We start from the raw sequence: 11,997 nt of genomic DNA on the forward strand, positions 1-11,997 counted from the left end.
GGTGCGGGCCGGGAGAAAGCCGACGCTCCTCGCGGCTCCGGGCGGTCGTCGGCCCCGCAGCGGGGGAGGGGGCGGTGAATGAGGAACGTCTCCTCAAACGGTACGAAGCACTCCTGGGCGCCGTGCCGCAGTCGGTCTGGGTGATGTCGGCCGACGGGGTCGTCACCCTGTTGATGGGCAGCGGGATGCCGGAGCGGCTGTGGCACCCCGACGGTGAGAGCTCATGGATGGACGCGGTGCATCCGAAGGACCGGGACTGGTTCCAGCGGGCGTGGCGCAAGGCCAACCAGCAGCGGTCCCCCCTCGACACGATCGTACGAGTACGGCTCCAGGACGCCCCCGCCCGTTTCCGCCACATCAAGATCATCGCTGCGCCTGTCCCGGACCGGAACGGGGAAGTGGAGTGGGTCGGTACCGCCACCGATGCCGAGGCCCACTGGCGCACCCGTATGCGGGAGAAGCTGCTGGCCCGTATGGCGCCGGTACCGGCCGCGCACAACCTGTCCGAGGCGTTTCTGACCACCGCGGCGGCCGTCGTGCCCGAACTTGCCGACGCCGTCGCTGTCTTCCAGGTGCAGGGCGACGCCGAAGCTGCCTTCCGGGCTTCCGAGGGCGTACCGGCCGCGGCGTCGGCGGAGCGGGTGGGGCTCGCCCCCGGGCTGCCGCCCATGCATCCGCTGGACGCGGACTTCTTGCTGGGCTCCGCCGTACACGAGGTCATCGAGAGCCAGGAGGCCGGGCTGCTGACCTTCCCGCCCGGAAGGCCGCCGGAGGACAGGCTCTCCAAGGTCTCCGTACGCTGGCTGCGGGAGGCCAGGGCGACGAGCGTGGCCCTGCTGCCCGTCGTGGTGGACGGCCGGACCGTCGCGCTGGCGACCACGGCGACCTGCCGGGGCAACCCGCCCTCGGACGAGGCCGACCTGTACCTGCTACAGGACGTCTTTCAGCAGATGAGCGGGCCCCTGCGCCGCACGATGGAACTCCAGAGCATCCGCGACATGGCGCTCGTACTGCAACAGTCCTTCCTGGCCGTCCCGCCGTCCGTCGAAGGTCTCGTCATCACGGCGCTCTACCATCCGGCCGACTCGACCGCCGAGGTCGGCGGGGACTGGTACGACGCCGTCCGGCTCTCGGCCGACTCACTCGCCCTGTCCATCGGCGACATCGCAGGTCACGACGTGGCCGCGGCCACCGCGATGGGGCGTGTCAACAGCATGCTCAGGGGACTCGCGTACGACAGCGGCCCGGCCGCCAGCCCTGCGGCCACCTTGAGCCGGCTCGACCGCATCGTGCAGGCGCTCGACAGCCCGTCGATGGTCACGGCGGTGCACGCGGTCCTGCACCGGCGGGGGGACGATGTCTGGCACATCGCCCTGTCCAACGCCGGCCACCCGCCACCCCTGCTGATCCCGGCCGACGCGCCGTCGCGGTACCTGCACGATTTCGCGGCCTCGGACCCACCGCTGTGCGTCGGCGAAGCCCTGCCCCGTAACGACCACCACGCGGTCATCCGGGAGGGCGACACCTTGGTGCTCTACACCGACGGACTCGTGGAGGTGCCGGGCACGGACATCGGTGACGGTCTCCGGCGGCTGCGTGAGCTCACCGACGCACTGGTCCGAATGGGGGTATCCCAGCCGACCCTGATCCGGGGGCTTCTGCCGCCCGTCCAGAACCGCTGGGACGACATCGCCGTCATCGCCCTGCACGCCCGGAGGGAACGGTGATCCCGGCGGCCCGGCCCCGCCCCCGCAGCACCGGGGCCCTTCCCCACGGTTCCGGGGATACGAAAAGCCGCCGGTCGGCCTGGCCGGCCTGCCGAACGCATCCTCGTCCCTCTGTTCCCGCTGTTCCTGCTGTTCCCGAACCCGCTGTTCCCGATCTCACTGATCCCGCTGTTCCCGCTGTTTCGCTTGCGACCGGAACGCCACGTTCATACCGTGGATGAGCCGTCCTCGACCGAAAGAGGCGCCGCATGAATGCTCCGCACGAACGACAGAGCGGACTCGCCACCTCGCGCGCCCACTCCGCACGGGTGTACGACTACATTCTGGGCGGCAAGGATCACTATCCCGTTGATGTCGAAGCGGGCGACGCCATGTGCCGGCACTGGCCCGCCCTGCCCGTCCACATGAGGGAAAACCGCCGCTTCATGCACCGGGCCGGGCGCTTCCTCGCCGAGGAGCGAGGCATCCGCCAGTTCCTCGACGTCGGGACCGGTCTGCCGACCTCGCCCAACCTGCACGAGGTCGTGCAGGAGGTGGCGCCGGAATCACATGTGGTCTACGTCGACAACGACCCCGTCGTCCTCGCCCACGCCCGCGCCCTGCTCCAGAGCTCGGCGGAAGGGGCCACCGCGTACGTGGACGCCGACATGCACGAGCCCGACACCATTCTGGACAGCCCCGAGTTCCGTGACCTCATCGATCTGAACCGGCCCGTCGGCCTGATGGTGATCGGCATCCTGCACTTCATCCTGCCTCCGGACGACCGGCGCCTGGTCAAGCGGCTGCTGGAACCGCTGCCGTCCGGCAGCTATCTGGCGATGACCATCGGCACCGCCGACTTCGCACCCGAGGAGGTCAACCGGGTGGCGGAGGAATACCGGCAGCAGAGCATGCCCATGGCGCTACGCGATCTCCCCACCGCCACCTCGTTCTTCGAGGGACTGGAATTGCAGGAGCCGGGAGTCACCCAGGTGCACACCTGGCACCCCGGCCCCGAACAGGCCGGCATCGACGGCCGCGACATCGCCATGTACGGGGCGGTCGCCAGAAAGCCCTGAAGCCCCTGCGCCCTTCGCCCTTCGCTCTGCGCCGCCGGGATGGTGCTTCGTGCGGGCGGGCTCGCCCGGCCTCGTTGTCACTGCCCCTAGGGTGCGCACAATGCCCGAACGCTCAATCGAAGTGCCGCCCGAGCTCTACCCGGAGCTGGCCGTGCCAGGTGGCCTGGGAGAAGCGCTGGCCCGCGAGGCGGTTCGGCGCGGGCGCGGGCGCGGTGCTGAACCGCTCGATCCCGTCGAGAGATACGACCCCGCGGTCGCCGCATGCTGCGCACGTGGAGAGGCCCGGTTCGCCGTATTCGCGACCAACGCCGACGAACGCGAGTTCCGCATCGAGATCTCGGCGGACTCCGGATGGCTGTGGGGAGCCTTCGGCAGTACAGATGACCTCGCGGTGGTCGACGCCATCCTGCATGCCTGGCGCGAAGGGGCGTCCATCGAACAACTGCGGCGCGACTGGACGTTGCTCGCGGCAAGCCCGCTGGAAGCGGCGCCTCCGGGAAGGGTCGTCTCGACCGCGTGGCGGCTGACCCTGGAGCGCTCGCCGGTGATCAGGCTGGGCGACGCCGAACTGGCCGAGGCCCTGTACGCGCAGCCGGCCCTGCGCGTCTTCTTCCCGTTTCCGTCGCACGGGGAGTTCAGCCTCCTCAGCAGTACGGCTGACCCCTTCTACGAGGAGGTCCCACGTGCGGTGCCGACAGAATGCGGACGGTGGGACGTGGTCCTCCTCCGCTCGCCGTGGTCGCCGCACATCCCGTCACGGGTGCTCGGATCCCGCCTCGGCGCCCGCGAGGCCGCAGCGCTGATAGCGGCGAACATTCCCCCGGGTAGCGGCCCGGCGATCGAAGGAGGCTGGCCGCAACCACCGCCGCAACGGCAACCGCAACCGTCACGACCTCAGTGATCCTCAGCGGTCCTCGATGATCCTCAGCGACGTCCGAAAGGGTGGCCGCCGCGTCCTGCCGTGTGGTTCGGTCTCTCCTGCTCAGCTCAGTTGCTCCGCCAGTCCGACGATGATGCCGTCCGGACCCCGGAGATAGCAGAGCAGGTAGCTGTCCTCGAACCGGGCGATGTCGCCGACGAGTTCGGCGCCGTGAGGGCGCAGGCGGGCAACGGTGTCCTCGATGTCGTCGACGGCGAACATGACGCGGTGCGTGCCCAGAATGTTGTGCGGCCGGTCGCGCGGCCCGGCGCTGATCACCGCCGGGCTGCGATACTTCGCCAGCTCGATCCGGCTGTGACCGTCCGGGGTCCGGACCATGGCGATGTCGCAGCGGACGCCGTCGAGTCCGGTGCACCGGTCGGCGAAGAGGCCCTTGACCTCCGCCCTGCCCTCCAGCTCCATGCCGAGTTCCACGAAGAACGCGATGGCGGCGTCCATGTCCTCCACGACGATGCCGACGTTGTCCATCCGCTGGATCGCCATGCTGGTGCTCCTTTTCTTCCTCGTGCGGCCGGCCTTCTCGTGCGGCTGGCTTTCTCGTACGGGCGTCAGTACCAACGATGCTCCTGGGACGGAGCCGGTGGCACGTTCTCGACATCCGCGGACCGCCGAACTCCGAGAATCCGGATCACGCCGTCGCATCACGCCTTCGGATCACGCCTCCGGATCACGCCTCCGGGCCGCGCCGCGGGTCGGAGCCGCCGCTCGACGAGGCCCCGGGGCGACGGCGTACCTACGCCGTACCTTCCGCGTTTCCGCCCGCCCCTCGGAGTCGCGCCGCGTCCCGCCTGCACAGATCCTTGAGGCGCTCGGGGGAGTCGTCGTAATCGCCCCGGGCGACGCTGTCCAGGGTCCGGAGAATTCCGTCGCTCAAGTCGTCGCAGCGGCAGTCGTGTTGGGCCGAACGTGCCAGGAGCGCGCCGGTGACTCCCGCGACAACGGCGAAGAGTGCCATCATCGCGGCGTTGGAGAAGAGTTCCCGCGCTGCGGAGGTTTCCGTCGCGGGCCACGCTCCCACCAGCCAGGCGCCCACCACCACCGCTACGGCGGGGACGCGGAAACGACCACCGAATATCGCCGCGGTGACCGCGACTCCGCACAGCGGGGGGATCACCCAGTTGGTGATCGAGGCCGCCTCGGCCGGCGGGTAGGCACGGCTGACGACGATCGCGCCCACCACCGCCACCGCCACATCGCCGGCCACCCATCCCAGGGAGAGCCGGTGGCGGCGGATCGCCACGGTGAAGAGAGCGGCCGACCAGACCGCGGAGAGGACGTACATCACGAAGACCTCAGGCGCGTAGCGGCCGAACCCGTGCACCACCGGAACCCAGATCCACAGGGCGAACTGCGCGCCGCGCAGCCAGGCCAGTCCGAGGACGATCATCTGATCCGTGCGTCCGTGGTCGCTGCCCGGCGGGGGTGAGGACGTAGTCATCAACTCACGCTGGCACATTCGCCGTTGTGCCGGAAGGGCCTCAGCTGACATCGGTGACAGGCGCGGACAGCGATCGGGCACGACTGGTCCGGACGGGCATCCGGCTACGACGCGCCCCGACGCCGTCCCGTACGGCAGCGGAGGCCACAACCTCAGCGGACCAGAGGGTGAGGGTGAGGCCGATACGGGCATCACCGAGAGGTGAAACCCCCACGGATCAGGGACGTCAGTTCCTGCCCCCGGTCCCGTGCCCGGCCCTGTGCCCGGCCTCGTCCCTCGCCTCGTCCGCCGCGATCTTGCGTTGCAGCAGATCGTGGCGGAACTGGTAGACCGCGCCGGCCTGGCGCAGCACCCCCCGCTCGTGCGCGTCCGCCAGCAGGACCCACGCCCGCCAGGGCAGCCGACCGGTCAGGGGCAGCCATAAGCGGCCGAGAACCAGCCACCGCCCCCAGGCGTGCGCCCCCACGCCGAAGGCCAGGCCGATGACGGGCCCGAACACGATTCCGCACAGCGGCCCGACCAGGGCGGTGAGGACCAGGCCGTACGAGGTCCCGATGGTGATCGACTGGAAGACCGTGTACGTGCGGTTGGACAGGAGCAGTTCGGTCGGGGTGACCACGGTCTCCTTGCGGGTCGGCGCCAGCAGCGCCGCCCCGAGGGCGAAGCCCAGGCCGATCGTCGCTCCGAGCGCGAGCCAGCCCGCGTAGCCGCCGACGGGCGCGTCGGCCAGGAGGCCGATCAGCCCCACGGCGAATCCGCCCGCGAGCCCGCCCCCGAGCCCGAGCAGAGTTTCGAGCAGTACGGGCTTGGCCTCGGCTTCCGGGTCGCTGTGCCGGGCCCAGCCCGACAGACCGCTTCCCAGGGCGCTGCCGACCCCGCCCGCGAGCGCGAGTGCGGGCCAGCCCCACGCGCTGACGGCGGGCCAGCCGACGAGGCCGACGACGACTCCGCCGGTGAGCCCGGTCACGAGTTGCGGCAGCGCGTGCCTGGCCCGGCCCGCTGTCCGTAACTCCATACGGGCCGGCACCGGCCCGCTGCTCCAGCCGACGACCGCGCCGAGCGCCCCCACGGCCAGGGCACCGGCCAGGGCGCCCGGGGGGCCGAACACCAGGAAACCCGCGAGAGCGCCCAGAAGGCCGGCCAGCACCGCGAACACGGGTATCCGACGCGATCTGGGTACGTCGTCCCCCATGAGCCACCAGGCCAGATCGAGGTCCTGACCCGGTGCGCGCCGGGCGAGGTGGCCGAGCCAGCGGCGTACGTCCCTGATGTCCCACTGTGGGGCGGCCGGGCTCTCCCCGGGGGACCGGTGGCGGTTCGGGCGCCGTTCGTAGACGGCCGGCAGGAACTCTTCCAGGAGGTGGGACTTGACGGCCTCGGCCGACGGGAACCGTTCCGCGTCGAGGAGTTCGAGGGGAGAAGGACCGTCCGGGCGGGCGTTGCTGTAGACGGCGCGGGCGAGGCCGACCATCAGGGGAGTGGCCAGCGCCGTACCCGCCGCCGTACTCGTCAATTCCCCTGATCCGTCGGGGAGTTCCCCCGGTCCCTCGGGTCCCTCACGCAGCCGCGTGAGAAACAGGTCCCACCGGTCGGCGGTCGCGAGTTGCGCGGTCCGGGGAAGGTAGGGCGCCAGGTCGTCCAGGGTCAGGTCGTCCAGGACAACGGCCGCGGCGCGTCTGAGCACGCCCGCCTCCGCGACAGCCGCGGCGTACTGGCCGGGTCTGCTGGTCAGCACGAGCGGCATGTCCGTGGCGTTCAGCTCCCGCAGCACGTCCCGGTAGAGGCTCGGGGCCATCTCGTCGAACCCGTCCAGTACGGGCATCACCCGGCGAGCCTCCAGGAGCCCGGCCGCGAGAGTCTGGCCCTCCTGGCCGAGAGCGGTCAAACCGTGGTAATCCCGTAATATCTGACCGCTGATCCAGTCCACCAGCCGGTCCTCCACCGGATTCCAGGACCGCACGCTGAACAGGACCGGCACCGGGTCCGATCCGGTGAGCGGGGTCGCGATGAGATCGAGGGCGAGCCGCTGGGCGACGATGCTCTTGCCCGATCCGGCGTCGCCGAGCAGGACGAGCCGCCCGGAGGGAACGGTCCGGTACACCGTCGCGATCTCCCCGAACCGACCGTCCAGAACCAGCGACCGAGGCTCCTCGCCGGGCTGCGTCCCGCGAATGTTGGCCACCTGGTCGACAAGGTCGGACGGTGCGGTGTGCCACCGCAGCGGCAGCGGATAGGGATCACCGATACCCCGGCGACGCTCCTGTTCCCTTCCCCGGTCGAGGACCTGCCCCGCGAGGAACTCGGCAGCCGCCGCGACCTGTTCGGGCCAGGGGGGAGGCTTGGCTGCCACGAGATACTGAGTGAACTTCCAGATGATGCCCGTATTGGCGAACGCGTTGGGTCCCTCGGCCCGCGCGTCGCCGGAGTTGGTGACGTCAGCTCTCGGGATCTTCCACCTGCTCACGGTGTACGCACCCCCCTATTTCCGTCAGGGCCGCAGAGGACCTGACATATGGAGACAGTGTGCGACGGGCCCGCGCTCCTGTCCGGGCTTCGACCGGATTTCTCATGTCCGGGCGCCGCCGGGATTCGTGGGCCTCGACGCGCGCGGCGGTCCGGCCACGTTCTCGCGGTCCCGCCGTACGAGCCCCGGCGGCGCCCCCGGCGTGAGCGCTCGGCGTGAGCGCTCGGCGTGAGCGCTCGGCGTGAGGGCTCGGCGTGGAGAATCCGACATTCGGAAGGCCGAGCGGCCGTGCCGGGAACAGCCGGGCCGGTCGGAACGGTTGCAGTCGAGGGACCGGCGGCGCGCCGGCGGGAAAAGGGGAGACCGTGAGGTCGGCCTCCCCGCCAGGATCCGGCCCCAGGATCGCGATACGCCCGCCGGTACCGGACCACGACGTACACCACGTACCCGACGTACACCACGTACACCACGTACACCACGTGCCTGACGCATATGACGTACTTCCGCAGGAGGACTGCTTCATGACCGACCGGCCCTTGACTCTCATGGCCGTACACGCCCACCCCGACGACGAGGCCACCGGCACCGGAGGGATCCTCGCGCGATACGCGGCGGAGGGCATCCGCACGGTCCTCGTGACGTGTACCGACGGCGGCTGCGGCGACGGACCGGGGGGCGTCAAACCGGGCGACCCCGGCCACGACCCGGTCGCCGTCGCCTCGATGCGCCGGGAGGAACTCAGAGCGAGCTGTGACGTCCTGAAGATCAGCGACCTGGAGATGCTGGACTACGCCGACTCCGGGATGGCGGGCTGGCCGAGCAACGACGCCCCCGGATCCTTCTGGGGGACCCCCGTGCGGGAAGGCGCCGCCCGGCTCGCGGAACTCATGCGGCACTACCGGCCCGACGTGGTCGTCACCTACGACGAGAACGGCTTCTACGGCCACCCCGACCACATCCAGGCCCACCGCATCACGATGGCGGCGCTGGAGATGATCGCGACGGAGGAGACCACGCCGGAGGAGACCACGGCGGAGATCACCGCACTCACACCGAAGGTCTACTGGACGACGATGCCCCGCTCGATGGTGCGGCGGTTCGGCGAGACCATGCGCGAGTTCCAGGGGGACATGCCGGAGCCGGATCCCGCCGAGGTCGCCGCGATGGACGAGATCGGCCTGCCCGACGACGAGATCACCACGTGGGTGGACGCCACCGCGTTCAGCGGCCAGAAGTACGACGCGCTGGCCGCGCACGCCAGTCAGGGCGAGAACATCTTCTTCCTCAAGATGGGCAAGGAGAGGTTCGGCGACTTCATGGGCACGGAGACCTTCGTACGCGTCAAGGACACCACCGGCGCGGCCCTGCCCGAGAACGATCTCTTCGCCGGACTTCGCTGACTCGGCACAACGGGGTCGTGGCACGGCGCGCCGGTCCAAGTTCCCTGATGAAGTGGGGGGTTGGCCGGTTTCCGAGGGTTCCCCAGCAGGGCCGGGAAAATTGGGGCGCGACTGGATCCCGTGCCATGTGATGATCCGTCCGGTGCGCCGGGCCACCGGCGCATCAGTCGTGTCACCACACCCCTGGGGGGGCAATGAGACTGTTCTCTGCTGGACGCCCGGTACGTCTCAGATCCGGCGCCGCCATGGCAATGGCGGCCGGTCTGCTGACCGCCGGCCTGGCCGCGCCCGCGTCCGCCGACAACGTCGCCGACAACAACGCACTCCAGAGCGACCAGCTGTGGATCAACCCGCCGTCCGAGCGGACGCTGCCGCGCGGCATCGACGGCGCTCAGCCGAAGTCCCTCACCCTCGGCGTCGGCATCTACCACGACAACGACAACTACACGGTGATCGACGGCAGGCTCACCGTCGATGTCTCCGAGCTCGTCGGGGTCGCCGAGGTGACCTGGCCCGACAACTGCGCGCCGAGCGGCACGAGCGCGGTGTGCGACATCCCCGTGGTGCCCGCGATCGGGGGCGACTACGAGGACCAGGTGTTCCTGACGGTGCGCGCGGCCGACGGCGCCGAGGTCGGCGCGCAGGGCAGGATCACCTATGAGGCGACGGCCAAGGTCAGGCCCGGCGGCACACTCACCGCGCCGCAGGAGAGCTTCGACACCGAGCTCACCGTCGGCGCCGGGCCCGACCTCGCCATCGACCCCGTCACCGACATCGAGGATGGTCAGCCCGGCGACGAGCTGACCATCCCGTTCAAGGTCACCAACAACGGCAACGAGAGCGCGAACGGATTCACCCTCAAGCTGTACGCCTCGTACGGCCTGACAGAGCTGACCCGGTACGACGCCTGCACCCACACCACCACGGACGGCAGCGACGGCCCACCGTGGAACACGGCGATCTGCGCGTTCGACGAGGTGCTGGCCCCGGGCGACTCCTTCGAACTGCCCGAGCCGCTGACGGTGCGGCTCGCCCCGCACGCGCTGAACGAGCGGCTCGACATCGACGTCGAGCCGGGCGACGGTGCCCAGGACCTCGACTCCGAGAACAACTACACGGTCACGCAGTTCGGCGTGGAGAACACCGCGGACTTCTCCGTGACCGGTGACGCCGTCTCCGGCGCGGCGGGCGCGACGGCCACGGCCGAGCTCACGTTCAGGAACAACGGCCCGGCCTGGTTCGGCAACCTCGGCTCCGGAGACCCGGTCGCCACCGTCCGGCTGGTCGTGCCCAGGGGCGCCAAGGTCACCGGCGTGCCGTCCGGCTGCTCCCCGCGTACCCTCGCCGGCGGCTACTACCCGACGCGGACGGGCGCCCCCCGCTACGACTGCCGCCTGCCGCACGCGGTGCTGGAGGACGCCCTGTACACGTTCCCGTTCTCCGTGCGCGTCGACACCGTGGTGCCCGGCGCGACCGGCGCCGTGAGCATTCACCCCCAGTTCGGCGAGTTCGGCGAGTACCCCTTCGACTTCGACCCCGACCGCACGAACAACACGGCGGTCCTGACCGTCAACTGACCGGCCCGTGGGTCCGGAGCAACCGTCCGAGCGGGTGCTGCGGACCCACCCGGGCAGCGGCGCGGAAGTGTTCGGCGTACGGCCGCAACTCGGCTTCGCAGTCGAACAGTTCGGCGCCCGTGGGTCCCGTGGCTCCCGCCCCGGGAGTGCCGGTCGCCCCGTGTCAGCTGTTCTGGGCCTTGTCGTACACCTTCTTGGCCGTCGCCCCGAGCAGTTCCCCGTACATCTTGGTCGGTGTCAGGGAGTCCAGGGAGGCGTTGACCGAGATCAGGGTGCCCTTGCCGGTGGTGGTGCTGAAGTCGGCCAGCCAGGGGCCGCCGCTGGCGCCGCCGGTCAGGTCGCAGGGGATGACCAGCGTGCCGTGTTCCCGCTTCGTCCTGCCGGTGCAGCGCAGGAGTTCCTCGCCGAGCTGGGGGCGGGTGGCGGAGTAGCCGAGGGCGGAGACGGTGGCGCCGACGGGGCGGTTGAAGGCGACGGGCTGGGCGCCGACCACGTCGGTGAGCTTCCGGCCCTTGGTGTCGGGGTCGACGACCAGGGTGGCCATGTCGTCGACGGAGTCGTTCACCCAGGTCTTGGGGGTGGCGGCGGCGCGGACCGCGAAGACGCCGTGCGGCTTCTTGCCCTTGGTGTAGCCGGGGGCGAACACCATCGTGGTGTTGGTGTTGCCGGGAGAGGAACCGAGCCGCACGCAGTGGGCGGCGGTCATGACCGCGGAGCGGTTGGCGCTCTTGACGGCGGTGGCCGTGCACCAGGTGTCCGCGCCCCGCGAGTTGACGAAGAACAGGCGCCCCACGGTCTTCAGCGCGGTGCCCGTGTACGGCTTGGCCTTCGGCCCGGTCGGGCCGAGGTCCACGGACTTGCCGACGGCCTTGATACGGGCGGGCGTCCAGTGGGCGACGGCGTCCTTGCGCTCCTTGGCGGTGTACTTCAGGACGGAGACCGGGTCGGGCGCGGCGGCACGGGTCCCGTCGGTCACGGCCGCCGCCGACATCGGGGCGGCGAGGGCGAGGGCCGTAGCGAACACGGCGAGTGCCGTGGCCCGGCCACGGAAGCGCCGGACCACGGAAGTGGATGTCTCGGACATGGGGAGGGTCTCCTCGGCTGGTACGGCTGGTACGGCTGGTACGGCTGGTAGGGCTGCGGACGGGCCGTACGGGGTGGCGAGGGCCGGTACGGGTGCTACGGGTGGTACGCGCCGGTGCGGATCGGCACTGGCTGCGGGCGGGGTCGGCCGTTCGCCCGTCAAGACCCGGGGCCCGCCCGTCCGGTTGGCGCTGTCGATGATCTGTGACACAAGTACGCCGGTACGCCGACAGGCGCGTACCCGTGACCGTGGCCGGGCGGGCGGGCGGGCCGCGCGGGTGGCCCCCCGGTGGCTCCGAACGGGTGGAGT

Annotated in this window: 9 protein-coding genes; 5 read left to right on the top strand and 4 right to left on the bottom strand. The window is 70.6% G+C overall.

What is annotated here, in order from left to right:
- Positions 1-74: 74 nt before the first annotated feature.
- From OG875_RS14285 to OG875_RS14295, 3 genes are all read left to right on the top strand, one after another.
- Positions 75-1,727: a SpoIIE family protein phosphatase gene (locus OG875_RS14285; RefSeq protein WP_330174609.1), complete on the top strand. Its 1,653-nt coding sequence runs from the start codon at positions 75-77 to the stop codon at positions 1,725-1,727.
- 248 nt (positions 1,728-1,975) lie between these two features.
- Positions 1,976-2,785 (top strand): SAM-dependent methyltransferase, encoded by an 810-nt coding sequence (locus OG875_RS14290; RefSeq protein WP_330174610.1) that lies wholly within the window; start codon positions 1,976-1,978, stop codon positions 2,783-2,785.
- A 100-nt stretch (positions 2,786-2,885) separates the two neighbouring features.
- A complete protein-coding gene (locus OG875_RS14295; protein WP_330174611.1) occupies positions 2,886-3,686 on the top strand; it encodes a DUF6193 family natural product biosynthesis protein in 801 nt (266 codons plus the stop codon).
- A gap of 81 nt (positions 3,687-3,767) precedes the next feature.
- On the opposite strand, the gene OG875_RS14300 is transcribed toward OG875_RS14295, so the two are convergent.
- From OG875_RS14300 to OG875_RS14310, 3 genes are all read right to left on the bottom strand, one after another.
- A complete protein-coding gene (locus OG875_RS14300; protein ID WP_330174612.1) occupies positions 3,768-4,208 on the bottom strand; it encodes a VOC family protein in 441 nt (146 codons plus the stop codon).
- A 250-nt stretch (positions 4,209-4,458) separates the two neighbouring features.
- Positions 4,459-5,163 carry a hypothetical protein gene (locus OG875_RS14305; protein WP_330174613.1) on the bottom strand — a complete coding sequence of 235 codons (705 nt, stop codon included), beginning with the start codon at positions 5,161-5,163 and terminating at the stop codon, positions 4,459-4,461.
- A gap of 226 nt (positions 5,164-5,389) precedes the next feature.
- Positions 5,390-7,627, bottom strand: a complete 2,238-nt coding sequence (locus OG875_RS14310; RefSeq protein ID WP_330174614.1) for an NACHT domain-containing protein — start codon at positions 7,625-7,627, stop codon at positions 5,390-5,392.
- Between the two features lie 521 nt (positions 7,628-8,148).
- On the opposite strand from OG875_RS14310, the gene OG875_RS14315 reads away from it, so the two are divergent.
- The gene (locus OG875_RS14315; protein ID WP_330174615.1) at positions 8,149-9,027 is read left to right on the top strand and encodes a PIG-L family deacetylase; all 879 of its coding nucleotides are present in this window, start codon (positions 8,149-8,151) and stop codon (positions 9,025-9,027) included.
- A gap of 245 nt (positions 9,028-9,272) precedes the next feature.
- A complete protein-coding gene (locus OG875_RS14320) occupies positions 9,273-10,604 on the top strand; it encodes a CARDB domain-containing protein (RefSeq protein WP_330174616.1) in 1,332 nt (443 codons plus the stop codon).
- Between the two features lie 163 nt (positions 10,605-10,767).
- On the opposite strand, the gene OG875_RS14325 is transcribed toward OG875_RS14320, so the two are convergent.
- The gene (locus tag OG875_RS14325) at positions 10,768-11,688 is read right to left on the bottom strand and encodes a trypsin-like serine peptidase (protein ID WP_330174617.1); all 921 of its coding nucleotides are present in this window, start codon (positions 11,686-11,688) and stop codon (positions 10,768-10,770) included.
- Positions 11,689-11,997 lie beyond the last annotated feature (309 nt).

It is taken from the genome of Streptomyces sp. NBC_01498 (assembly GCF_036327775.1).
Taxonomy (GTDB): Bacteria; Actinomycetota; Actinomycetes; order Streptomycetales; family Streptomycetaceae; genus Streptomyces.